16 protein-coding genes are annotated in these 24,014 nt (G+C 63.2%); 12 read left to right on the forward strand and 4 right to left on the reverse strand.

Going from position 1 to position 24,014, the window contains the following annotated elements:
* The first annotated feature begins 103 nt into the window (after positions 1–103).
* The 3 genes from AC1RWL_RS04610 (at position 104) to AC1RWL_RS04620 (ending at position 3,247) form a co-directional block, all read left to right on the forward strand.
* A complete protein-coding gene (locus AC1RWL_RS04610; RefSeq protein WP_493093036.1) occupies positions 104–1,492 on the forward strand; it encodes a sensor histidine kinase in 1,389 nt (462 codons plus the stop codon).
* Positions 1,473–2,135 (forward strand): response regulator, encoded by a 663-nt coding sequence (locus AC1RWL_RS04615; RefSeq protein ID WP_493158236.1) that lies wholly within the window; start codon positions 1,473–1,475, stop codon positions 2,133–2,135. The genes AC1RWL_RS04610 and AC1RWL_RS04615 overlap by 20 nt, the downstream gene beginning before the upstream one ends.
* A gap of 104 nt (positions 2,136–2,239) precedes the next feature.
* Positions 2,240–3,247, forward strand: coding sequence for an iron ABC transporter substrate-binding protein (locus AC1RWL_RS04620; protein ID WP_493093034.1), 1,008 nt, complete (start codon positions 2,240–2,242; stop codon positions 3,245–3,247).
* Positions 3,248–3,296: 49 nt separating this feature from the next.
* Here AC1RWL_RS04620 and rtcR read toward each other — a convergent pair whose 3' ends face one another.
* Positions 3,297–4,904, reverse strand: coding sequence for an RNA repair transcriptional activator RtcR (gene rtcR, locus AC1RWL_RS04625; RefSeq protein WP_493093033.1), 1,608 nt, complete (start codon positions 4,902–4,904; stop codon positions 3,297–3,299).
* Positions 4,905–5,114: 210 nt separating this feature from the next.
* On the opposite strand from rtcR, the gene AC1RWL_RS04630 reads away from it, so the two are divergent.
* Together AC1RWL_RS04630 and AC1RWL_RS04635 are read left to right on the forward strand one after the other, a co-directional pair.
* Positions 5,115–6,671: an RNA-binding protein gene (locus AC1RWL_RS04630; RefSeq protein WP_493093032.1), complete on the forward strand. Its 1,557-nt coding sequence runs from the start codon at positions 5,115–5,117 to the stop codon at positions 6,669–6,671.
* A 387-nt stretch (positions 6,672–7,058) separates the two neighbouring features.
* Positions 7,059–8,480, forward strand: a complete 1,422-nt coding sequence (locus tag AC1RWL_RS04635; RefSeq protein ID WP_493093031.1) for an RtcB family protein — start codon at positions 7,059–7,061, stop codon at positions 8,478–8,480.
* A gap of 27 nt (positions 8,481–8,507) precedes the next feature.
* Here the strand turns inward: AC1RWL_RS04635 and AC1RWL_RS04640 are convergent, their stop codons facing one another.
* On the reverse strand, positions 8,508–9,464 hold the full coding sequence (locus AC1RWL_RS04640) for an AraC family transcriptional regulator (RefSeq protein ID WP_319313054.1): 957 nt from the start codon (positions 9,462–9,464) through the stop codon (positions 8,508–8,510).
* 241 nt (positions 9,465–9,705) lie between these two features.
* On the opposite strand from AC1RWL_RS04640, the gene capB reads away from it, so the two are divergent.
* The 4 genes from capB (at position 9,706) to AC1RWL_RS04660 (ending at position 16,411) form a co-directional block, all read left to right on the forward strand.
* A complete protein-coding gene (capB, locus tag AC1RWL_RS04645) occupies positions 9,706–11,466 on the forward strand; it encodes a caprolactamase subunit beta (protein ID WP_435264794.1) in 1,761 nt (586 codons plus the stop codon).
* 12 nt (positions 11,467–11,478) lie between these two features.
* On the forward strand, positions 11,479–13,560 hold the full coding sequence (capA, locus tag AC1RWL_RS04650; protein WP_493093030.1) for a caprolactamase subunit alpha: 2,082 nt from the start codon (positions 11,479–11,481) through the stop codon (positions 13,558–13,560).
* Between the two features lie 32 nt (positions 13,561–13,592).
* Positions 13,593–14,948 (forward strand): purine-cytosine permease family protein, encoded by a 1,356-nt coding sequence (locus tag AC1RWL_RS04655; RefSeq protein ID WP_493093029.1) that lies wholly within the window; start codon positions 13,593–13,595, stop codon positions 14,946–14,948.
* Between the two features lie 101 nt (positions 14,949–15,049).
* Positions 15,050–16,411 carry an amidase gene (locus tag AC1RWL_RS04660; RefSeq protein WP_493093028.1) on the forward strand — a complete coding sequence of 454 codons (1,362 nt, stop codon included), beginning with the start codon at positions 15,050–15,052 and terminating at the stop codon, positions 16,409–16,411.
* Here the strand turns inward: AC1RWL_RS04660 and AC1RWL_RS04665 are convergent.
* A complete protein-coding gene (locus AC1RWL_RS04665; RefSeq protein ID WP_493093027.1) occupies positions 16,408–16,785 on the reverse strand; it encodes a VOC family protein in 378 nt (125 codons plus the stop codon). The genes AC1RWL_RS04660 and AC1RWL_RS04665 overlap by 4 nt on opposite strands.
* A 112-nt stretch (positions 16,786–16,897) precedes the next feature.
* A complete protein-coding gene (locus tag AC1RWL_RS04670) occupies positions 16,898–18,658 on the reverse strand; it encodes a peptidoglycan D,D-transpeptidase FtsI family protein (protein WP_493093026.1) in 1,761 nt (586 codons plus the stop codon).
* A gap of 496 nt (positions 18,659–19,154) precedes the next feature.
* On the opposite strand from AC1RWL_RS04670, the gene AC1RWL_RS04675 reads away from it, so the two are divergent.
* The 3 genes from AC1RWL_RS04675 to AC1RWL_RS04685 are packed head-to-tail and all read left to right on the forward strand — an operon-like array spanning position 19,155 to position 24,013.
* Positions 19,155–21,104 (forward strand): PrkA family serine protein kinase, encoded by a 1,950-nt coding sequence (locus tag AC1RWL_RS04675; protein WP_256114704.1) that lies wholly within the window; start codon positions 19,155–19,157, stop codon positions 21,102–21,104.
* 36 nt (positions 21,105–21,140) lie between these two features.
* On the forward strand, positions 21,141–22,460 hold the full coding sequence (locus tag AC1RWL_RS04680) for a YeaH/YhbH family protein (protein ID WP_493093025.1): 1,320 nt from the start codon (positions 21,141–21,143) through the stop codon (positions 22,458–22,460).
* Between the two features lie 11 nt (positions 22,461–22,471).
* Complete coding sequence (locus tag AC1RWL_RS04685; protein ID WP_492647460.1) at positions 22,472–24,013, forward strand: SpoVR family protein; 1,542 nt, start codon at positions 22,472–22,474, stop codon at positions 24,011–24,013.
* The last annotated feature ends 1 nt before the right edge of the window (position 24,014 follow it).

A 24,014-nucleotide genomic window follows, 5' to 3' on the forward strand; every position in this document is an offset into this window, starting at 1 on the left:
GACGGCCGCTGGAACGGCCACCCGACCCTGCCGTAAGGATTTCTTGAGAAAAAGGCAATGGTTTGCAATTGAGGGCCGGGGGGCAAAACTCTATCGTCGGGGGATGACCCTGTTCCACGCCGATAGAATCGAAGGCCCGCTGTTTTCGCGCCTCAGCCTCGCCTGGCAGTTCGCCGTCGCCGGTGCGGCCGTGCTGGTCGTCGGCATGGTGCTGATCGGCCTTTGGGTGACGAGCCGGATCGAGCGGGAGGCGGTGCGCAATGCCGGGTCGGTGACAGCGCTTTACGTCGACAGCATCATCGCGCCGCTGACCTCGGAACTGACCTCCGCCGAAACGCTGAGTGAGGGCGCGCGAAAGACACTGACGGAGACCCTGCAACAGGGCGCGCTCAGCACGCGGCTGTTCTCCTTCAAGCTCTGGCGGACGGACGGCACCATCATCTTCAGCAGCGAACCGAGCCTGATCGGAAAGCGCTTCGAGGTGTCGCCAAAGCTCGCCTCCGCTTCGGCGGGAACAGTGCATGCCGAATTCGACCATCTGCATTCCGACGAAAACCGCATCGAGCGGGAGAGCCGGATTGCGATGCTGGAAATCTACAGCCCCATCCGGGAGGCCTGGTCCGGCGACGTCGTCGCCGTCGCGGAATTTTATGAGAAGGCCGACGAACTGCGGGCCGATCTCAACACGGTACGCATGCAGAGCTGGCTTGTCGTCGCGGCCGTGACGGCCGGCATGCTGGTGCTGCTCTTCGGCATCGTCGCGCGCGGCAACCACCGGATCAAGACGCAGCGGCGCTCGCTCGACGAGCAGGTCGTGGAACTGTCGCGCATGCTCGCCGTCAACCGGTCCCTGCGCCTGCGGGCGGACAGGGCCAACCAGCGCGCTGCCGCCCTGAACGAACAATATCTGCGGCGGATTTCCGCCGAACTGCATGACGGCCCGACGCAGTTGCTTGGCTTTGCGGCGCTTCGGCTCGAAGCGATCAGCAAGGGCCGCGCGCGCGATGACGATGCGTTGCGCGTCCAGCAATCCATCAACGCTGCAATCGAGGATATCCGCAACATCTGCCGCGGCCTCACTCTTCCCGAACTGGAAATGCTCAGCGGCGACGACGTCGCCCTTCGCGCGATCCGGGAGCACGAGACCCATTCCCGCGGCGCGGTTCTGGCGCGCATCGCCCCGGTGCATGTCGCATCGCAGGCGGCCAAGATCTGCATTTACCGCTTCATCCAGGAAACCTTGAGCAATGCAGCGCGCCATGCCAAGGCAAGCCGGGTCTCCGTGGGCGTCGCGGAAGCGGGCGGCATGGTCGAGATCTGCGTGGAGGATGACGGCATCGGCTTCGTTCGACGCGCCGACGACCGGGGGCTTGGCCTGACGGGCCTTGAAGAGAGGATCACCGGTCTCGGTGGCCAGCTCGAAATTACTTCTGGCAGCGCCGGAACCATAGTGCGCATGAAAATTCCAACCCATGACACCGACCATGCTTAGAATAGCGATCGCCGACGACCATCCGATCTATCGCAACGGGCTTGTGAGAAGCCTGGAGGACGAGGCCGATATCGTGGTGGTCGGGGAGGGCGCCAGCGCCGAGGACGCCGTTGCGCTCTACAGCGAGAAGAAGCCGGACGCGATCCTCGTCGACCTGTCGATGCCCGGCGGCGGTCATCTGGCGCTGTCCTCCATTCTGCAAAGTTACCCCTCGGCCGCGGTGATCGTTCTAACGGCCTCCGAAGAGCGCGACGATCTGCTCGCCGCCATCAAGATCGGTGCGCGGGGCTATGTGCTGAAGGGCGTCGATGCGCCGACCCTCGTCGATATCGTCAGGCGCGTCGTCGCCGGTGAGAGCTATGTGTCCTCCGGCCTTGCCGCGCGCATCCTCGTCGAGATGAAGGTGCCCTCCGAGGGGGTGATGCCGATTGACACTGGGACAACGCTCGCCAGCCTCACGCCGCGCGAGGAGCAGGTGCTGAGCCTCGTCGCAGCGGGAAACAGCAACAAGGAAATCGCTCGCCACCTGAATCTTCAGGAAAAGACTGTCAAACACAACATGACGCGCATCCTGCAAAAGCTGCGGGCGCGCAACCGCACCGAGGCCGCGATGTTCCTGCGCAATGCCCGCAATGGGCCATAGGGACTTAAGTCCGCATGGCACGGGCCGGCATCGGGGTTATAAGTGGAGTGTGTTTGCCCAGTTTTCTGCGGCTGCCGATGAATTTCACGTCGAAGGAGAACAACATGACGAAGTCGATCCGGATAACATTCGCAGCACTGTCGCTTCTTGCGGCCACCGCGCTGGGTTCTAGTGCCCGCGCCGAGGAGTTCCAGGAGCTCGTCGTCTACAATGCCCAGCATGAAGGGCTCGGAAAGGCCTGGATCGAGGCCTTCACGAAGGAGACGGGCATCAAGGTCGTCGTGCGCAAGGGCAGCGACATGGAGTTCGCCAACCTGATCCTCCAGGAAGGCGACCTGACGCCGGCCGATGTGTTCCTCACGGAAAACTCGCCGGCCATGGCGCTGCTCGACCAGCAGGGGCGTTTCGCGCCGGTCGACAAGGAGACGCTCGACCAGGTTCCGGCAGAATATCGCCCGGCCGACGGCATGTGGACGGGCATTGCCGCGCGCTCGACGGTCTTTGCCTATGACAAGACGAAGCTCACCGAGGACAAGCTGCCGAAGTCCATGCTCGATCTCGCCGATCCGGCCTGGAAGGGCCGCTGGGGCGCATCGCCCGCCGGCGCGGATTTCCAGGCGATCGTCGGCGCGCTGCTGCAGTTGAAGGGCGAAGAGGCGACGGCCTCCTGGCTGACGGCCATGAAGGAAAACGCCACCCCCTTCAAGGGCAACAGCACCGCCATGAAGGCGGTCAATGCCGGCGAAATCGAAGGCGCGGTGATCTACCACTACTACTGGTTCGGCGATCAGGCGAAGACCGGCGAAAACAGCAACAACGTCGTCCTGCACTATTTCAAGAACCAGGATCCGGGCGCCTTCGTCAGCATTTCCGGCGGCGGCATCCTGAAGACAAGCAAGCACCAGAAGGAAGCCCAGGCCTTCCTGAAATGGGTCACTGGCAAGGGCGGCCAGTCGATCCTGCGTGATGGCGATTCCTTCGAATATGCAATTGCGGGCGACGCCAATCCCAAGCTCGTGCCGCTGAAGGATCTGGACGCACCGAAGGTCGAAGCCTCCACGCTCGACAGCAAGAAGGTCGTGGAACTGATGACGGCCGCCGGCCTGCTTTAAAACCTGAGCGCCGCGTGGTGACGAACTGCGCGGCGCTTTTACCGATCCCTCAGTCGTGTTTCCGCACATCCTCGAATTTGAGGTCGAAGCGGGCGAGATATTTGCTCAGGCGATCGGCGTCGTTGCTGCTTTTCTTTTCCAGCCGGGAGTTGGCGAAGAGCGCGCGGCCGACCGCGCTTGCGGTTGTTTGCTGTCGGCAGATGCGGATGACAGCGGCGAGCTGGGCGGTGTCGAACAGGTCGAGGCGCTGGGCAGCTTCGGCGCCCAATATCTCTTCGAGGAGGGTGTCGTTTGCGTCTCCCCCGGAAGACAGGCGCCAAAAGGCGTTAAGCCGGCGGATTTCATTGTCGACGACATCGGAGGTGATGCGGCCGTGCGGAGCGAGCGTGGCCATGCGCGTGACGGACGCCGACAGGTCACGGAAGTTGGCGCTCCAGATGGCCTGCGGGCCGGTCGCGAAGGCGAGGTAGCGCTCGCGGGCCTCCTTGTTGAACGTGACGTTCTCCCCCTCGCGCTCCAGAAAGCGCTTCAGCTCGAAGTCGAGATTGGGTTCGATATCCTCCTTGCGCTCGCGGAGCGCCGGAAGCTGGAAGGTCCAGAGGTTGAGGCGGGCATAGAGGTCCTCGCGGAACTTGCCCTTGCGCACATCCTCGCCGAGATCGCGATTGGTGCCGGCGAGCAGCTGGAACTCTGCGGAGGTCTCGCGATCGGCGCCGACCGGCAGGAAGCGTTTCTCCTCGATCGCGCGCAGGCACATCGCCTGTTCGTCGAGGCCGAGTTCGCCGATCTCGTCGAGGAACAGCACGCCCTTGTCCGCGGATTTGAGCAGTCCGGCCCGCTCGCCCGCGGCACCTGTGAAGGCGCCCTTCACATGGCCGAACAGGGTCGACATCGCCTGGTCGCCGCGCAGTGTCGCGCAATTGACCTCCACGAAGGGGCCGTTCAGCTTGCGCTGGTTCTTCTTCAGCTCGTAGATTTTTCGCGCGAGCTGGGATTTGCCGGCGCCCGTCGGGCCGGTCAGCAGCACGGGGGCCGTCGAGCGGATCGCCACCCGCTCGATCTCCTCGATCATCCGGTTGAACGCCGCATTGCGGGTCGAGATGCCGGATTTCAGGAAGGATGTCGCGTCCTCGCGCTCGGAGGCGAAGCGTTTGGCGATCTCGTCGTAGCGCGAGAGGTCGAGGTCGATGATGCGGTGCGTGCCGGCGTAGTCCAGCTCCGCCTCCCGGTCGCGGGGCGGCGAGAGTTGGAGAAGTCGGCCGGGTATAATGCGCGCCTCGGTGAGCAGGAACCAGCAGATCTGCGCCACATGCGTGCCGGTGGTGATGTTGACGAGGTAGTCTTCCACGTCCGGATCGAAGGCATAGCCGCGGGCGAAGTCGCGCAGGTTCGTATAGACCTCGGAAAAATCCCACGGATCCCTGAAATCGATGGTGTTGCAGCGCACCTCCGTCGCCGGAGACACCGTCTCGATGTCATCGACGATGCGCTTTGCCAGCGTTGCGGCCCGTCTGTCGTGGATCAGTTCCAGCCTGTCGATGAACAGGCCCGGCTGCTGGCAAAGCCCGACATTCGGCCGCCAGCGATTCCAGCGATTGTCCCATTTGCCCACGTCGAGCGTGGTCCCGAGGATGCTGATGACGACGCGGCGCTTCATGGTTCTATCCAAAATTATAAGTTCTTATAAGAATGAATAGAATATCGGCGATACTAGATTTTCGCAATTTCCAGTCGCGTTTGCGTTCCAAAAATATTTATCATTTTAAAACATATAGATAAGAAGAAATTTCTGAGCAAAGGCCGGATTTTTCGAAACTGGCACGTCTCTTGAAAGGTATCTGGCACGAAACCATTCAAGGGGGCTGTCATGGTCAACAAGGCAATCTTCAAGACTTACCTCGGAAAACTGCTTCCGGGCACGGATGCGAAAAACCACGAGGTGTCGCCGGCTTACAAGCTGACGCCGCGCGAGGCGCTGGCGCAATATGCCGTGACGGGTACGTTCAACGGCACGTTTTACGCCGATGGCGCGGAGCAGCTGGAGGCCGTGAAGGCGCTTGCCCTTCAGGTCGAGCCGAAATTCCTCGCCAGGGTCGCCATCCACGCGGCCGAGAAGGGGCATATGAAGGACATGCCGGTCATGCTGCTGGCGATGCTTTCGAGCCTTCAGAGCGATGCTTTCGCCCGTGCTTTCCCGCGTGTGGTCAAGAGCGGCAAGATGCTGCGCGGCTTCGTGCAGGTGATGCGGTCGGGAGCGGCTGGGCGCAAGTCGCTCGGCACGCGGCCGAAGAAGCTGGTGCAGGCATGGCTTGAGCGGGCCAGCACCGAGCAGGTCCTGTTTGCGATGGTCGGCAACGATCCCTCGCTGGCCGATGTCATCCGCATGGTGCATCCGAAGCCGGCGTCCGAAGAGCGCAAGGCCCTCTATGCCTGGGCGATCGGCAAGCCGCACGACTATGCGGCGCTGCCGGATCTCGTCAAGGCGCTGGAAGCCTTCCGGCGCGACCAGACGATGCCTGTGCCGGACGTGCCGTTCCAGATGCTCACCTCGCTGCCGCTGACGCGGGAGCACTGGGTGGAGATCGCCTCCAGGGGCGGTTGGCAGATGGTACGGCAAAACCTCAACACCTTTGCGCGCAACGGCGTGTTCGAGGTGGAAGGTTTTGCCGGCAAGCTGGCCGCGCGGCTTCGCGATCCGAACGCGATCCGCAAGGCCCGCGTCTTCCCCTATCAGCTGATGATGGCGTGGAAGATGGCCGGTAGCGAGGTTCCGGAGGTCGTGCGCGATGCGTTGCAGGATGCGATGGATATCGCCATCGCCAACGTGCCGTCGTTCGGAGCAAGCGTGGTGTTGTGCCCGGACGTTTCCGGCTCCATGGGTTCGCCCGTGACCGGATACCGCAAGGGCGCGACGTCGGCGGTCCGCTGCATCGATGTCGCCGGCCTGATGACCGCGGCGTTCCTGCGGCGTAACCCGGATGCACGGGTGCTGCCGTTCGAAAACGCCGTGGTGGATATCCGGCTCAACCGGCGGGATTCGGTGATGACCAATGCGGCCAAGCTTGCGGCCATCGGCGGCGGCGGAACGAACTGCTCCGCACCGCTGAGGAAGCTTGCAAACGAGAAGGCCAAGGTCGATCTCGTCGTGTTCATCTCGGACAACGAATCCTGGGTGGATGCAGGCAAGCATGGTGAGCCGACCGCCGTGATGACGGAATGGGCGCGGATCAAGCGGATCAACCCGGCTGCAAAGCTGGTTTGCCTCGACATCCAACCCTACGCCACCACGCAGGCGCCGACGCGCGACGACGTGCTCAACATCGGGGGCTTCTCCGATGCCGTCTATGGGGTCATCGCCGCCTTTGCCGCCAGCGGCAACGTCGGCGATGGCTGGGTGAAGACGATCGAGGCGATCGAACTCTGACCCACGAAGCAATACCCCCGCGCCGCCGTGAACGGCGCGGGGACCGTGACGAATGCCGGATGAAACTACAGGCTGTTAACCTCCAGGTCGCGGGTTCGAATCCCGCCGGGTCCCCCAATCCATGGACCCGTAGCTCAGCGGATAGAGCGGGTTTGTTTCACCACATCTCGTCGTCACGGACTTTTGAAATGCAGGACCAGCAGTGGCGAATGCCGGACGGAACTACAGCCTCCCAAGTTGGATGGTCTGGCAGGTTCGACTCCTCCCCGGCACACGCTCTCTGGCACGAGCGGGGCCATCCGGTTTCGTCCATCCTCGTCGCCACTGCCGGACTTGCCGCATGAACGAAAACAACGGACCAGAAGGACTGCAAAAGCAGAAACGAAGATGACACAGGTAGTGAGCGGACAGGATCTGATCGACGCGGGCATGAGCCAGGGCAAGTGGTTCCGCGATGCGCTGGAGGCGGCCAACAAGGTTTTGGGCGCCGGCGGCACGATGGACGGGGCGCTGGAAGTGGCGCGCACCTTCCAGCCGGGGCCGACGCTTGCATTGCGCAGCGAGAACGACATCGAGATCTATAGCAACATCCGCGCGGAAAACGCCTTCGAGCAGGACAATGTCGAGAAGGTCAACGCGACGATGCGGGCCTTGGTGCGCACGCCCGTGGTGCGCGCGGCGGCGATCATGCCCGATGCCTGCCCGGCAGGCCCCGTCGGCACGATCCCGGTCGGCGGCGTGGTGGCGTCCGAAGGCATCCACCCCGGCATGCATTCGGCCGATATCTGCTGCTCGATGGCGATCTCCATCTTCCCGGATGCCGATCCGAAGGCGCTGCTCGACGCCGTGCATGCGGTGACGCATTTCGGTCCGGGCGGCCGGCCGCGCGGGGCACAGATCAAGCCCTCCGAGGCGACGCTTTCGGCTTTCCAGCAGAACGCCTATCTCAGGGACGGTGCGCTCAGCGCCGGTATCGAACATTTCGCGACGCAGGGCGACGGCAACCACTTCGCCTATGTCGGAACGATGAAGTCGACCGGCGAAACGGCGCTCGTCACCCATCACGGGTCGCGCGCACCGGGCGCTCGCCTCTACGCCACGGGTATGAAGGTCGCCAATCGTTTCCGCGAGCAGCTTTCGCCGCAGACGCATCGCGAGAACGCCTGGATTCCCGCCGATACCGAGGAGGGCGACCTCTACTGGTCGGCCTTGCAGACGATCCGCCAGTGGACGAAGGAAAACCACTATGCCCTGCACGACATGGCGGCAGAAAAGCTCGGGGCCAAGGTCGCCGACCGCTTCTGGAACGAACATAACTTCGTCTTCCGGAAATCGGACGGGCTGTTCTACCACGGAAAGGGCGCAACGCCCGCCTTCGACAAATGGTCGGAGGATGCGACGGACCTGACGATCATCCCGCTCAACATGGCGGAGCCGATCCTGATCGTTCGGGGTTCGAATGCCGCCCATGGCCTCGGCTTCTCGCCGCACGGCGCCGGCCGCGACATCTCCCGCAGCGCGCATATGCGGCGCCTTGCGGAAGAATATGGTGCGGATGCCCGGGGCTTGAGCCCGAACAACCTGGCGGCGATCCTGGAAAAGGAGACGACGGGTCTCGACGTGCGCTTCTTCTCGGGCTTTGCCGACGCCTCCGAACTGCCGAGCGCCTACAAGTCCGCCGCCAATGTGCGTGCACAGATCGAAAGCTACGGCCTTGCCGAAGTCGTCGACGAGGTCATCCCCTACGGCAGCATCATGGCCGGCGACTGGCAGCAGAACGCACCCTGGCGCAACAAGCGCCGCAAATAACGGGAAGGGCGGAGAGATCCGCCCTTTTCAGCGTCGTTTCTGGTGTTCGGCCCGGAACTCTCCCGGCGGCACGCCGAACTGTGCCTTGAAGACGCGGGAGAACTGGGTCTGGTCGCCAAAACCCCAGCGGTAGGCGATCTCGGCGGCGGTCTGGACGTTGTCCGGATCTTCCAGCGCCTCGCGGCAGGCGGCCAGCCGCTGGTCGCGGATCCAGCTCCTTACCGTCTCGTTGGTGTCGCGGAACAGCTCGTGAAGGTAGCGGGTGGAGATGCCGCAGGCGCGCGCGATCCGGTCCGGGTCGAGGCGGAAATCCTGAAGATTGGCGCGGATATAGGCCTCGATGCGGGCGAGGTGGGCGGTGCGCACGGTCGAATTGCCGGAGGCGAGCACCCGGTCGTCGGCCTTGATCGCCAGCACCAACAGGTCCACCAGCTGGCGGCCGACCGTCGCCCGCGCCTCCTGCGTCATGCCGTCGAAACGGGCGGGCAGGAGGTGCAGCATGTCGGTGAAGAGACCTCCGGCGCCGTTGTTCGCCTCGAATTGCAAGGTGCAGAAGCGGTCGGGCGCGCGCATCCGCCCGCCAAGCGCATCGGCCTCGACCTTCAGCACCCACATGTCGGCGGCTTCCGCGTGGCTGAACTGGTAGGGCTCGCTGCTGCGCTCCAGGAAAAAGCCACCCGGCCGGCATTTGACGTCGCGGCCGCCCTGGGAAAAGAACACTTCCGCCTTCGCCGGTACGGTGACGAGGAATTCCTCCTCGCGCGCGGCGCGGAAGTGATGCGGCAGGCGCAGATATTGCAGAGCGTCGCAGGTGAGGCGCGAGATCGACACATCGCCGAAGTCCCAGGTCGTCAGGTCGCCCGAAAACCCGTCGGCGTCGCGAAAGCGAAGGTCGAGCGGAAAATAGGCCGAGGCGATGGCCTCGTGCCAGTGGCGGCTGCGGTCCGGTGCGCGTGTCGCGCTTGTGGTGATGCTCGTCTTCATGCGGCTTCCCCTCTTGCAACAAAGGTATGCACATGGCCGCTGCCCGGCAATGAAAATGGCAGACTGTGCGTTCTGACGCAATTTGTTGTTCCCGCGCTGCAAAGACCGCTGCGGAAAACTCTGCCTAGATTGGACCAGCTTCAACGGTGCGACAGATACCGGCGGCTCCGGGAACAGACATTTCGACCTATCCACGCGGTTTCCAGACCGTCGGTTCTCGCCCTCAACCAGCGTGAACACGATGCTTCATACCCAGACTTCGAAAGTAGACCCGATCACGCTCTCGGTCGTGCGCGGCATGCTCGAGACGACCCAGCGCGAGATGACGCTCGCGCTGGAAAAGACCGCACGCTCGTCGGTCTTCAACCTGGCGCACGACTATTCGACGGCGCTGTTCAATGCGCGGCCGGAAATGATCCTGCAGGGCCAGGACATCCCGATCCATCTCGGTTCGCTCATTCCCGCCATGAAGGCGGTCGCTGGCTTCTTCGGCGACGATATCCACGAGGGCGACCTGATCCTCCACAACGACCCGGCCTTCGGCGGCAGCCATGCCATCGATACCTGCATGTACAAGCCGGTCTTCTACAAGGGCGAGCTGGTCTACTGGACCGTTTGCAAGGGCCATCTCACCGATATCGGTGGCCCGGTGCCCGCCGGCTACAACCCCAATGCGACCGAAATCTACGCCGAGTGCCTGCGCATTCCGCCGGTCAAGATCTGGGACCGCGGCAAACCTCGCAACGACGTGCTCAACATGATCTTCACCAACATGCGCGCGCGGCGCGACCAGGAGGGCGATTTCCGTGCCCTCATCGGCGCCTGCCAGGTCGGCGAGCGCAACCTCATCGCCATGCTCGACAAATACGGCAAGGAGCAGGTGGACACCTGCGTCGACACGCTGCTCGACATGGCCGACCGGCACATGCGCACGCTGATCGCCACCGTGCCGGACGGCACCTATGAAGGGGCGGCCATTCTGGAAGATGCCGGCCACGGGTTTGGCGATTTCGAGATCAAGGCCACGGTCACGATCACGGGAGACAGCTGCCATATCGCCATCGATAGCCCGCCGCAGATCCCCTATTTCATCAACTCCTACGAGGGCAATTCGCATTCCGGTGTCTATCTCGGACTGATGATGTTCGCCGCCCTGCCGCCGCCCTACAACGAGGGGCTCTATCGCTGCGTCAGCGTCGATTTCGGGCCAAAGGGCACGCTGTGCAATGCGCAGGAGCCGGCACCGCATATGAACTGCACGACGACGCCGATGGAGACGTTGACGGACGCCGTGCGCCTCGCCTTCGAAAAGGCGATGCCCTCCAAGGTCTCTGCCTCGTGGGGCCATGCCAACGGCCTCAACATCGCCGGCCGCGATGCCCGCACCAACGAAGAGTTTGTGACCATGGTGCTCGCCACCATCATTTCCGGCGGCGGTGCGACGCCGAAGCAGGACGGCTGGCATGCGGTCGGCCCGGAATGCTGCTTCGGGGCGCTCACCTCCGGCGATGTCGAGCTGCTCGAATATTCCTATCCGATCATCATCCACCGCTATTCGCTGATGACCGATTCCGGGGGTGCCGGCAAATTCCGTGGTGGCTCGGGCACGGCCTGGGAAGTGGAACCGCTCAACGGCGACATGCTGTGCATCGGTTTTGGCGAGGGACGCCGCATTCCGGCGATGGGTGCTGCCGGTGCGAAATCCGCGGTGGTCGACACCAAGGTCGGCCGCGTCGAGTTGCGCCGCGACGGCGCGGTGCAGGTGGAACGCAAGAACATCATCGAGACCATCAAGCCCGGCCAGACCATCACCAACCTCAATCCGGGCGGCGGCGGCTACGGCAATCCCTTCGAGCGCCCCGTGGAGAAGGTGGTCTCAGACGTGCTGAACGGCCTCGTCTCGATTGCGGGTGCGCGCGCCGATTACGGCGTGGCGATCGCGGACCGGGAGACCCTTGAGGTCGACCGTGCCGAAACCGAACGGCTCAGAGCCACTGCGTAAGGAAGACGACACATGACCCTGCATTCCTACCGCCTCGGCATCGACGCCGGCGGCACCTTCACCGATTTCGTCATCGCTGATCGCGCCAGCGGAGAGGTCAAGCTGTTCAAGGCGCTCTCCACGCCGTCCGATCCCACACGGGCGATCGAGAACGGTCTCGGCCTGATCGCCGCCGATCTTGCCCGGCCGATCGAGGAAATCATTGCGAACTGCGACCTCTGCATCAACGGCACCACCGTCGGCCTCAACGCGCTGATCACGCATCGCGGCGGCAAGACGGGGCTGATCTGCACGGCGGGCCACGAGGATTCCATCGAGATCCGTAACGGCCACAAGGAGGACGGCTTCCGCTACGATCCCGAATATCCGGCGGCGACCATGCTCGTGCCGCGGTATCTCCGCCGCGGCGTGCGCGAACGCATCCTCTCCGACGGTTCGGTGCGCACGCCGCTTCATGAGGACGATGTACGCGAAGCCTGCCGGCTCTTCCTGAAGGAAGGCATCGAGACCGTCGCCATTTCCTTCGTCTGGTCGGTGCTCGACCCGCGGCATGAGGCGCGGGCGGCCGAAATCGTGCGCGAGATGATGCCGGATGCGATCCTCACGGTCGGAAGCGACCTCTATCCGCAGGTGCGCGAATATACGCGCACATCGACCGCGGTGACCAATGCCTATCTGGCGCCGGTCATGCGCCGCTACGTCACCGCCGTCGACGCCTATTTCCGCAAGCTCGGCGCCAAGCAGCCGGTGCGTTACTTCCAGTCGAATGGCGGGCTGGCGGTCGGCCAGGTGATGACCGATCGCTCGGTCTACGCCATCAATTCCGGGCCGGCATCGGCGCCGCAGGCGGGGCTTTATGCCGGCGCGCCCTTCGACCAGAAGAATGTCATCACCGTCGACATGGGCGGCACATCGTTCGATATCACGCTGACCCGCAACGGCCAGACCAACCTCAACAAGAACATCGACTTCCTGCGCTATCGTATTGGCGTGCCTATGATCCAGGTCGAAACGCTGGGGGCGGGCGGTGGCTCGATCGGCTGGATCGATCCGCTCGGCCTGCTCCAGGTCGGCCCGCAATCGGCAGGCTCCGAGCCCGGCCCGGCCTGCTACGGCCAGGGCGGCGTGGAGCCCACCACGTCGGATGCGAACCTCGTGCTCGGCTACCTCAATCCCGACGGTCTGCTCGGCGGCAAGCTGCCCCTCGATATCGAGAATGCGCGCACGGCGGTGGCAAGAGTTGCGGAGCCACTCGGCATCTCCGTCGAGCAGGCGGCCTATGGTATGTTCGCGATCGTCAACAACAGCATGGTCAACGGCATCCGCCGCGTTTCGGTCGAGCGTGGCTATGATCCGCGGGATTTCGTGCTGGTGGGGGCAGGCGGCGCCACGGCGGCGCATATTACGGCGCTGGCCCGGGAGATGGGCATCGACACCATCATCCTGCCGAAACTCGCCTCGGGGCTCTGCGCCTTCGGGCAGATCATCTCCGACGTGAAATATAACTACATGGCGCCCGCGCCGGTGCGGCTCGACAATGCGGCCGCCTATGAGCGCATCGACAGCCTGTTCCGGGAGATCGAGGCCAAGGGCGTTGCCCATCTCGAAGCGGACGGCTTTGCGCCGGAGGCGATCGATATCAAACGATCGATCGACATGCGTTATGTCGGCCAGGTGCACGAATGCACCGTCAATATCGGCGCCTTCGCCATCGATGAAAGCACGATCGACCAGGTGAAGGACGCCTTCCATGCCCGGCACGAGGAACTCTACACCTATGCCGAACGCCACAGCGCGGTCGAAGTGGTCAACCTCGAATCCACCATCTACGGCCGCATCGAAAAGGTCCGTCCGCCAAAGCTCGCCGAGGGCGGCGGTGCGGAACAGGCGCTGAAGGGTTTTCGCGAGGCGATCTTCGACCAGTCCGGCAAGGCGACCTCCACGCCGATCTACGATGGCGGGAAGCTCGGCGCGGGCACTCGCATCCACGGCCCCGCCATCATCGAGGAGGTGACGACGACCATCGTCATCGAGCCCGGCTGGACGAGCGTGCTGCACGAAAGCGGCAGCTATCTGCTGACACGAGCAAATTGACGGATCTACCTGAAACAAAAGAGGGGATTGCAATGGCAGGCAATGTATCGGCGACCGAAGCCGACAATTCGGACTTTTCCGGCGTGGCGGTGCCACCCAACGCCCGCATGCAGAAAGGCGGGCTGACCATGGCCTGGTGGGCGGTGTGCAGCGCCGTCTTCTACATTGTGGTCGGGGCAGCGATGGCGCTCAACTTCGGCACGCGCAATGCCATCATCGGCATCGTGCTGTCCGTCGTGGTCTACGGCGTCATCAATGCGGTGCTCAGCCGCTTCGCCATCCGCACCGGCCTTTCCGTCGCGCTGTTTTCCCGCGTGCTGTTCGGCAATGTCGGGTCGGGGCTGGCAACCCTCATCTTCTGCGCCACGGCGATCTACTATGCCGTCTTCGAAGGTTCGGTCATCGCGGTCGGCATCAACACCATCCTGCCGTCGATCTCCTATCCGGTCGCGGCGCTGATCGTCGTGCTCTACAGCGTGCCGCTGATCTTCGGCAGCATGCAGAGCTGGCTCGACAAGTTCAACGGCGTGCTGCTGCCGTTCTATATTCTCGGCCTCGTCGTCGCGGTGGCGCTCGCCATCAGCGAATACGGCTACAGCGACAAATGGCTGAACCTTGGCCCGGAGACGGGCGCGCCGGCCGGCGGCTGGTGGTCCTGCTTCGTGTATTATATGGGCGTCTGGGTGCTGATGATGTTCACCTTCGACTATGCCCGCTTCGGGCGCGCGGAGGATGCCGGTTATCACGCCTGGTTCAACTTCGGCATGCCGTTCTATGCCATGGCGTTTCTGGTGAGCGGCCTCTTCGGCATGTTCATGATCGGCACGGTGCCGGATCTCGGCGCCCTTTCCGAGGTCAGCGTGCTGCTGGCGCTCCTGAAACTCATGGGCATCTGGGGCCTGCTGTTCGTCTGGGTCACGCAGACCCGCATCAACACGGCGAACTATTATCTGGCCGCCGTCAACATGGAGGCGCTCGTGCAGCTCTTCGGCCGCTTGCCGTTTGGTCGCGTCGGCTGGGCGATTGCGGTCGGCATCGTGGTCTATGTGCTGATGCTCGCGGACGTCTTCTCCTACCTGCTTCAGGCGCTCGCCTATCAGGGCATCTTCGTCGTCGCCTGGGTGGCGGTGGCGATGGCGCATATCCTAATCGACCGCTACAGCGCGCTTGTCGGGCAGGCGATCGAATACCGCTCCAGCCATGTGCCGGCCTTCAATCCGCTCGGCATCGGTGCCTGGTTCATCGCGGCCGCCATCGGCATCTGGCTGCATGTCTGGGGCGGCAGCTACGCCGAGCTTTCAGCGCCGGCAACGGCGGTCATCGCCTTCGGCATCTACGCCGCCGGCCTGACGCAGGCGCGCCGCTCCTGGTTCCTGGCGACCGGCTGACGATATGGACCGTGCCTCTCCGGAGGCACGGTTCCCGTGCTTTATGGTTGACGCTCTCGACGCGAACCTGTTGAAACGGTCCATCAAAAGCAGAAAAGGACATGCCGATGGAGCCGCGGTCGATCGCTCAGCTTTCCGTACTCCTGCAAGCGGGCGCGCTCGATCCCGTGGCGCTTGCGGAGGAGACGCTGGCCGCCATCGAGGCCTATCCGGATGCGGCTCTCTTCACGGTTCTGCTGAAGGACAGGGCGAAGGCGGAGGCCGAGGCTTCCCGCCGCCGCATGCGCGAGGGGCGCTCGCTCGGCGTGCTGGATGGCGTGCCGATCGCCTGGAAGGACCTTTTCGACATTCAGGGCCTGCCGACGACCGCCGGCTCCCGCGTACTCAAGGGTAGCGAACCGGCAGGCGAGGATGCGGCCGTGGTGCAGGCGCTGGCGGGCGCCGGCATGGTCAGCGTCGGGCGCGTGAACATGAGCGAATTCGCCTTTTCCGGCCTCGGCATCAACCCGCATTACGGCACGCCACGCAACCCGGCTTCGCCCGCGGGCGAACATCGCATTCCGGGCGGCTCTTCGTCCGGCTCGGGTGTTGCGGTCGCCGCCGGCCTCGTTCCCGTGTCCATCGGCACGGATACCGGCGGCTCGGTGCGCATCCCGGCCGCCTTCAACGGCATCGTCGGCTACAAGGCCACGCGCGGGCGCTATTCCATGAAGGGCGTGTTCCCGCTGGCAAAAAGCCTCGATGCGCTGGGGCCGCTCTGCCGCACCGTTCAGGATGCGATCTGGATCGATGCGGCCATGCGCGGGCTGCCGTCCGCCGACGCGCTGCCACGTCCCAGCGTCGCAGACCTGTCCTTCGTCATTCCCGAGACCGTGTTCTTCGACGGCGCCGAGCCCGAGGTCGTCGCGACCTTCGAGGCGGCCGTCGCGCGGCTGACGAAGGCGGGCGCCCGTGTCCGCCGCGAAGCCTTCCCCGAATTCTCCGCGATATTCGACCTGATGGCCAAACACGGCGCTCTGGTGACGGCCGAGGCCTTCGTGCTGCACCGCGAGCGCATCCAGGGGCCGGCTGCCGCCGAGATGGACCCTCGCGTCGTCAAGCGCACGCTGCTCGGGGAGAAGATCACGCTCGCCGATTATCTCGAAACGCTGGCCGCGCGCGAGCGGCTGATTACGTCCTTCGAGGAGCGGCTTGGGCCGGACGGCATCCTGATCAGCCCGACGCTCCCCCATGTCGCGCCGCAAATCCAGCCGCTGCTGGACGACGAGGACCTATTCTTCCAGGTGAACGGCAAGACCCTGCGCAACACGTTGATCGGCAATTTTCTCGACTGGTGCGGCGTGTCGCTGCCCTGCGGCACCGGTGCTGCCGGTATGCCCGTCGGGCTTCTGCTATCGGGGCCGAAGGATAGCGACGGGCGGGTGCTTGCAGCCGCCGCCACGGTGGAAGGCCTGTTGCGCTAGGCGGGCACGGGTTCGGAAAAGACGGCTTCCAGCAGCGGGCCGCCCGGCATCTGCAGGAACAGGCGGCGCTCGGCTATGTCGGCGAGATCCATCGGCGAATAGCGGATGCCGAGGCGATCGAGCTTCGCGCGGAAGGCGGCATAGTCCGTCATGCGCAGGCCGACATGATCGATCGCCTCGGCCGCACGATCCTGGCCGATTCCATGCGACCCGATGATGTGAACGATCGGCTTGCCTTCGCTGTAGAGCCAGCAGCCCGGAATGTGCCGGATCGCCGCCGGCCGCTCGCCTTCCTCCAGATCGAAGACCGTGCGCATGAACTCCCGGGCGCCTGCGATATCGCGGGTTCTGATGGTGACGTGGTCGATCTGCATGGTCGATTCCTTTCGACAATCAGATACGGCCTCTGGATTGCTCTTATAATTGGGCGGCATCTGAAATCAGAATTCGGTTTCACCGTCGAATGGCGCTTCGCTCCGCATAGGCTCAGTAATCGACCAGCAGCATTTCCGCATCCGGTTCGCCAAAGCGCGGCTTGACGCCGAGCAGCGGCGCGACGCGGCGGATGATGGCCTGGATCATCGGGGCGGCCGTGGAGGCTGCCGTTCGCCCGCCGCGCTCGCCCGTGCGCGGCGCATCGATGATGGAGAGCACGACGTATCGCGGCTTGTCCATCGGGAAGGCGGCGACGAAGGCGTTGAAGTTGATGTTCTTGGCATATCGCCCGTTGATCACCTTGTCGGCCGTGCCGGTCTTGCCGCCGACGTGGAAACCCTCCACCTGCGCACCCCGGCCGGAGCCCTTCTGCCCGTTCCAGTCATAAAGGAAGCGCATCTCCGCGCTCGTCTTCTCCTTGATGACGCGGCGGGCGAGCGCCTGCGCCTCTTCCTTGGAGCGGGGCAGGAAGGTCGGCTGGTGGAGGTAGCCGCCGTTCATCAGGGCCGCGGCCGCAACTGCCGTCTGCAAGGGGGTGGTGGCGACGCCGTGGCCGAAGGAGATCGTGACGGAGTTGATCTTCTTCCAGGTCTGCGGCTGCGTCGGCGTCGCGACGCCGGGCATTTCCGTGTCCAGCTTGGACAAGAGGCCGAGCCGCGTGAGGAACTCCCGGTGCCCATCGATGCCGACCATGTCGGCGACCGCCGCCGTTCCGATGTTGGAGGAATACTGGAACACTTCGGGGATGGAGAGCGGGCGGTTCTTGCCCTTGAAATCGCGGATGGTGAAGCCGCCCATGCGGATCGGGCGGGAGGCATCGACGACGGAATTCAGCGAGATCTTGCCCTCGTCCAGCCCCATCGCCAGCGTGAAGCTCTTGAAGGTCGAGCCCATCTCGAAGGTCGCGTTGCTGATGCGGTTGAACCAACCCTTTTCATAGGCCTTGTCGACGCTGCCGTCCGGCAGCATGCGGGAGGGCTCGTTCGGGTCGTAATCGGGTACGGATGCCATTGCCAGCACTTCGCCCGTCTCCACGTCGAGGATCACCGCTCCGGCGGCCTCGGCTTCGTAGTCGGTCATCGCCCTTGCGACGACGTCACGCACGATGTTCTGGACGCGAAGGTCGATCGACAATGTTACCGGCGCCAGCCGCGTATCATCGGTGAGACCGGACGCGCGCAGGTCCGCAAGGCCCTGCTGGTCCAGATAGCGCTCCATGCCCGCAAGGCCCTGGTTGTCGACATTGACGTGGCCGACGATATGGGAGGCGGTTGCGCCGCCCGGGTAGAACCGCCGTTTTTCCGGCCGGAAACCGATGCCGGGAAGCCCGAGCGCCAGGATATCCGCCTGTTGCTTCGGCGTCAGTTGTCGTCGCAGCCACTGGAACGCGGTCTGGGAGCGCAGCTTCCTATGCGTATCGCTCCAGTCGATGTTCGGAACGACGAGTGCTAGCTTCTCCACCACTTCGTCGGCATCGATGATGCGGCGCGGATCGGCATAGAGCGACACCATGTTGAGGTCGGTCGCCAGCAGTTCCCCATTGCGGTCGACGATGTTGGGGCGGGAGGCGACAGCATCGACATTGCCGCCGATCGATGCGGACAGGATCGGCTCGGAAAGGCCGTACTGGAGGAGGCGCACGCCGACCGCCACATAGATCGCGCAGAAAGCGGCGATCACGATCGCCACGCGCAGCCGCGCCTGTTTCCGGCGGCGCGCATTGGTGCCGATGAACGCCTCGCGCTCGGCATTGCGGCCCTGTTTGACAACGAAATGGGCGCGGCTTTTGAGCCGGATGACGAACGAAATCATTCCAACACCATTCCCCAGCGCCACTACGATCGAATGGCAGGACCCTGCATGCGCAAGGCCTAGAAACCAAGGAAAGAGTTGGTGAAGGGCGGTGCTCGATTAAATTTGCATTAATATACATTTAAAGTCGTGCCGGTCGTCTTAACGATCCGTTAGCCGCCCTGTCGGGGGACTTTTCGGCCGCGGTCTCCGACTCGTCCCTTGCGACACTGAGCGGGGGAAAAATCATGCAACTCAAATCACTGTTACTATCGTTCTGCCCGTAACAATATATCATACTGAGTCGACGCCTCTCCTTGCATGGCTTTGGATGGGCGCAGTCTTGGAATTGATTGAACGTGGCCTGTTAGAACGTCGTTTCGCCTTTGTTTGCGCTTAAGATTCGGCATGTGTTGCAGCCGGAGTCGGGGAACAAAACCCGCTCCTGATCCGTTTAATAACTGAGATGGCGGGCGACTACGACGGCGATATCGCCCGGCGACCGCAGGAGGGTTCTATGCGAACCAGTGGCAGCGATATTTTCGACCTTTTTTCAGAGACTTACGCAAGTGAAGCGCAAGAGGCGCTGAGCCTGCAGGAATATCTCCTAGCCTGCCGTGATGACAAGAGCATGTATGCCACGGCGCCGGAGCGCATGGTGGCGGCGATCGGTGAACCGAAGCTGGTCGATACGAGCGCCGACGAGCGTCTCGGCCGCGTCTTCGCCAACCGCACCATCAAGATCTATCCGTCCTTCGCCGATTTCTACGGCATGGAGGATACGATCGAGCGGATCGTCGGTTATTTCCGCTATGCGGCGCAGGGGCTGGAGGAGCGCAAGCAGATCCTCTATCTGCTCGGCCCGGTCGGCGGCGGCAAATCCTCGCTTGCCGAGCGGCTGAAGAAGCTGATGGAGCAGCAGCCGATCTACACGCTCGCCATCGACGGCAAGATCAGCCCGGTCTTCGAATCGCCACTCGGCCTGTTCAGTCGCGACCGCATGGGCGAGCTGCTGGAAGACAAATACGGCATCGCGCAACGCCGGCTCACCGGGCTCATTTCGCCCTGGGCGACGAAGCGGCTGGACGAGATCAACGGCGACATCTCGAAATTCAGTGTCGTCAAGCTCATGCCCTCGCGGCTGCGCCAGATCGGCATCGCCAAGACGGAACCGGGCGACGAGAACAACCAGGACATTTCCACGCTGGTCGGCAAGGTCGATATCCGCCAGCTCGAAAACTACAGCCAGGCCGATCCCGACGCCTATTCCTATAGCGGCGGCCTCAACCGCACGACGCAGGGGCTTCTCGAATTCGTCGAAATGTTCAAGGCGCCGATCAAGGTGCTGCACCCGCTGCTCACCGCCACGCAGGAAGGCAGCTATAACGGCACGGAGAATTTCGGCGCCTTCCCGTTCCAGGGCATCGTGCTCGCCCATTCCAACGAGTCGGAATGGCTGCAATTCAAGCACAACAAGAACAATGAGGCGTTTCTCGACCGTATCCTGGTCGTCAAGGTGCCCTATTGCCTGCGCGTTACCGAGGAGCGGCTGATCTATGAAAAGCTGCTGCGCGAGAGCGAACTTTCCGCCAGCCCCTGCGCGCCGGAAGTGCTGGAGAACCTGAGCCGCTTCACCGTCGCCACGCGCCTTACGCCGCATGAAAACTCGCCGACCTACACCAAGATGCGCGTCTATGACGGGGAGAACCTGAAGGATACCGATCCGAAGGCAAAATCCCTGCAGGAATATCGCGATGCCGCCGGTGTCGACGAGGGCATGACGGGCGTCAGCACGCGCTTCGCCTTCAAGGTGCTGTCGGAGACCTTCAACTACGACACGAAGGAGGTCGCGGCCGACTCGGTTCACCTGATGTACATCCTCGAGCAGGCGATCCGGCGCGAGCAATATCCCAAGGAGGTCGAGGCGAACTATCTCGATTTCATCCGCTCCGAAATCGCCAGCCGCTATGCCGAATTCATCGGCCACGAGATCCAGAAGGCCTATCTCGAATCCTACAGCGAATACGGCCAGAACCTGTTCGACCGCTATATTTCCTATGCCGATGCCTGGCTCGAGGACCAGGATTTCAAGGATGCCGATACGGGCCAAATACTCAACCGCGAGATCCTCGACAGCGAACTCTCGCAGATCGAAAAACCCGCCGGCATCGCCAACCCGAAGGACTTCCGCAACGAGGTCGTGAAATTCACGCTCCGCGCCCGTGCCCGAAACGGCGGGCGCAATCCCGCCTGGACCAGCTACGAGAAGCTTCGCGAGGTGATCGAGAAGCGTATGTTCGGCCAGGTCGAAGACCTCCTGCCGGTCATCAGCTTCGGCTCGAAGAAGGATGGTGCGACTGAAAAGCAGCACGCCGAATTCGTCCAGCGCATGACCGAGCGGGGCTATACCGTGCGCCAGGTCCGGCGGCTCGTCGATTGGTACATGCGCGTCAACAAGGCCGGCTAAGAGTATCGGATTTGGGGCTGGAGTAGGGGATGGCGCATGCCGAATTTCATCGATCGCCGGCTTAACCCGAAGGACCGGAGTCTCGGCAACAGGCGGCGTTTCCTGAAACGGGTGCACGACGAGCTGAAGCGCACGATCCGCGACAAGGTCAAGTCGGAGAAGATCGCCGATATCGACGCCGCTCATGGCGTTCCCATTCCTAAACGGGGCGCGGATGAGCCAAGCTTCCAGCATTCCGGGGGCAGCGGCGAGCGCAACTATGTGCTGCCGGGAAACGAAGTCTTTTCGCCGGGAGACCGCATCCGCAAGCCGGAGGCGGGCGCTGGCGGCGGAGGCGGGCGTGGCCGTGGGCGTGGCGAGGATGCGGACGACTTCCTCTTCGTGCTGTCGCGCGAGGAGGTGCTTGACCTCTTCTTCGAGGATCTGGAGCTTCCGGACATGGTGAAGCTGAACCTCAAGGAAACCGTCACCTACAAGTCCCATCGCGTTGGCTTCACCACATCGGGCACGCCGAGCAACATCAATGTCGGGCGAACGATGCGCAACAGCTTCGGCCGGCGTATCGCCCTGCGGCGGCCGGGCGAGAAGGAAATCGCGGCGCTTAGCGAGGAGATCGCCGCGCTCGAAGCCGAGACGGAGCCTTCCCGCCAGCAGCGCCAGCGTCTGAAACAGCTGCGTGAGGACCTCGACCTTTTGGAGCGGCGGCGTCGGCGGATCGCCTATGTCGACCCCGTCGACGTGCGCTTCAACCGGTTCGAACGCCAGCCCCTGCCCAATGCGAGCGCAGTGATGTTCTGCCTGATGGACGTCTCCGCCTCGATGGGCGAGCGCGAAAAGGATCTCGCCAAGCGCTTCTTTGTCCTGTTGCACCTGTTTCTCAAGCGCCGCTACGAGCGCATTGAAATCGTCTTCATTCGCCACACGGACGAGGCACGGGAAGTCGACGAGGAGACCTTCTTCTTCAGCAAGCAGAGCGGCGGCACGGTCGTTTCCACCGCGCTGGAGGAGATGGTGCGTGTCATCACGGACCGCTATCCCTCGAATATCTGGAACATCTACGCGGCCCAGGCGTCCGACGGCGACAATGCCAGCGGCGATTCCGAGCGCTGTGCCACGCTGCTGCGCGATACGCTGATGAAGCTCTGCCAATATTACGCCTATGTCGAAATCATCGACGAGCGCGAAAGCGAGATCTTTGGCACGACGGACAACGGCACGTCGCTGTGGCGGGCCTACCGGACGGTCGACGGCGCGGTGCGGAATTTCCAGATGACGCGCATCGCGCGGCCGTCGGATATCTATCCGGTCTTCCGCAAACTCTTTGCCCGGAACCAGCCCGACCAGCTGCGCCGGTGAAGGAGGAACGGATGGCAAAAGAGCCGGCTTCCAACCTGCTGTTCGAAGGTTCCGAATGGAACTTTACGACGCTTTCGCGCGCCTATGAGGCGATCAAGGAAATCGCCATCGGCGAGATGGGGCTCGACGTCTATCCCAACCAGATCGAGGTCATCTCCTCCGAACAGATGCTCGATGCCTATTCGTCGGTCGGCATGCCGCTGATGTACCAGCACTGGTCGTTCGGTAAGCGCTTCGTCTTCGAAAACGAGCTCTACCGCAAGGGCCGCCGCGGGCTCGCCTATGAGCTGGTGATCAATTCCAATCCCTGCATCACCTATCTGATGGACGAAAACACCATGCCGATGCAGGCGCTGGTGACCGCGCATGCCTCTTTTGGGCACAACCATTTCTTCAAGAACAACTACCTGTTCCGCCAATGGACGGATGCCGGCGCGATCCTCGGCTATATGGACTTCGCCAAGAAATACATCGCCAAATGCGAGGAGCGGCACGGCCTTGCCGCCGTGGAGGAAATCCTCGATTCGGCGCATGCCCTGATGGATCAGGGCGTCTTCCACTATCGCCGTCCGCCGCGGCTTTCATCGGAAAAGGTCAGGGAGCGGGCGCGCGAACGGCTGGAATACGAGGAGCAGACCTATAGCGACCTGTGGCGCACGCTGCCGACGGCGACCGGCAGCGTCGGCGTGGAGGAGGCAGAGCGCGAGGCCGGTGAGCGCAAGAAGGTGTTGAACCTTCCCGAGGAGAACCTGCTCTATTTCCTGGAGAAGCACAGCATCATCCTGGAGCCCTGGCAAAGGGAAATCCTCCGGATCGTTCGCGTCATCGCGCAGTATTTCTACCCGCAGGGCCAGACCAAGGTGATGAACGAAGGGTGCGCGACCTATGTGCACTATACCATCATCAACCGGCTGTTCGATCAGGGCCGGATGAGCGAGGGTGCCATGCTGGAACTGCTGGCAAGTCACGCCAATGTCGTCTTCCAGCCGAACTTCGACGATCCCCGCTTTTCCGGCATCAATCCCTATGCGCTGGGTTTTGCCATGATGCAGGATATCGAGCGCATCTGCACGGCGCCGACGGCGGAGGATCGCGACTGGTTTCCCAACATCGCCGGCAATGGCGACTGCATGGGCACGCTGAAGGACGCCTGGGAGAACCACCGTGACGAATCCTTCATCCTGCAATATCTTAGCCCGGCGCTGATCCGGAAATTCCGCCTGTTCCAGCTCTCCGACCGCTCGGCCGACACGTTTTGCGAAGTCGCCTCCATCCACGACGAACGGGGCTATTCCGCCGTGCGCGCCGGCCTTGCGCGCAACTATGATCCGGGCGCGAACCGCCCGGACATCCAGGTCATCGATGTCGACCTGCTCGGCGACCGGCAGCTTCGCCTGCGCCATCGCATCAAGAACGGCATTCTGCTCGACGAAGGCCGGCGCGACGCGACGCTGACCCATATCCGCCGGCTCTGGGGCTATGACGTCAGCCTCGCCGGCGTCGACGATGCTACCGACCGGGTCGTCTACGAGTGCTCCTCGAAGGTATCGTGAC

It is taken from the genome of Shinella sp. GW821-FHT10F02, from assembly GCF_058809275.1.

What these genes read in the sequence shown, in the direction of transcription:
- AC1RWL_RS04610 (WP_493093036.1), top strand. Translation starts at nt 104, where the DNA reads ATGACCCTGTTCCACGCCGATAGAATCGAAGGCCCGCTGTTTTCGCGC.
- AC1RWL_RS04615 (WP_493158236.1), top strand. Translation starts at nt 1,473, where the DNA reads ATGACACCGACCATGCTTAGAATAGCGATCGCCGACGACCATCCGATC.
- AC1RWL_RS04620 (WP_493093034.1), top strand. Translation starts at nt 2,240, where the DNA reads ATGACGAAGTCGATCCGGATAACATTCGCAGCACTGTCGCTTCTTGCG.
- rtcR (WP_493093033.1), bottom strand. Translation starts at nt 4,904, where the DNA reads ATGAAGCGCCGCGTCGTCATCAGCATCCTCGGGACCACGCTCGACGTG.
- AC1RWL_RS04630 (WP_493093032.1), top strand. Translation starts at nt 5,115, where the DNA reads ATGGTCAACAAGGCAATCTTCAAGACTTACCTCGGAAAACTGCTTCCG.
- AC1RWL_RS04635 (WP_493093031.1), top strand. Translation starts at nt 7,059, where the DNA reads ATGACACAGGTAGTGAGCGGACAGGATCTGATCGACGCGGGCATGAGC.
- AC1RWL_RS04640 (WP_319313054.1), bottom strand. Translation starts at nt 9,464, where the DNA reads ATGAAGACGAGCATCACCACAAGCGCGACACGCGCACCGGACCGCAGC.
- capB (WP_435264794.1), top strand. Translation starts at nt 9,706, where the DNA reads ATGCTTCATACCCAGACTTCGAAAGTAGACCCGATCACGCTCTCGGTC.
- capA (WP_493093030.1), top strand. Translation starts at nt 11,479, where the DNA reads ATGACCCTGCATTCCTACCGCCTCGGCATCGACGCCGGCGGCACCTTC.
- AC1RWL_RS04655 (WP_493093029.1), top strand. Translation starts at nt 13,593, where the DNA reads ATGGCAGGCAATGTATCGGCGACCGAAGCCGACAATTCGGACTTTTCC.
- AC1RWL_RS04660 (WP_493093028.1), top strand. Translation starts at nt 15,050, where the DNA reads ATGCCGATGGAGCCGCGGTCGATCGCTCAGCTTTCCGTACTCCTGCAA.
- AC1RWL_RS04665 (WP_493093027.1), bottom strand. Translation starts at nt 16,785, where the DNA reads ATGCAGATCGACCACGTCACCATCAGAACCCGCGATATCGCAGGCGCC.
- AC1RWL_RS04670 (WP_493093026.1), bottom strand. Translation starts at nt 18,658, where the DNA reads ATGATTTCGTTCGTCATCCGGCTCAAAAGCCGCGCCCATTTCGTTGTC.
- AC1RWL_RS04675 (WP_256114704.1), top strand. Translation starts at nt 19,155, where the DNA reads ATGCGAACCAGTGGCAGCGATATTTTCGACCTTTTTTCAGAGACTTAC.
- AC1RWL_RS04680 (WP_493093025.1), top strand. Translation starts at nt 21,141, where the DNA reads ATGCCGAATTTCATCGATCGCCGGCTTAACCCGAAGGACCGGAGTCTC.
- AC1RWL_RS04685 (WP_492647460.1), top strand. Translation starts at nt 22,472, where the DNA reads ATGGCAAAAGAGCCGGCTTCCAACCTGCTGTTCGAAGGTTCCGAATGG.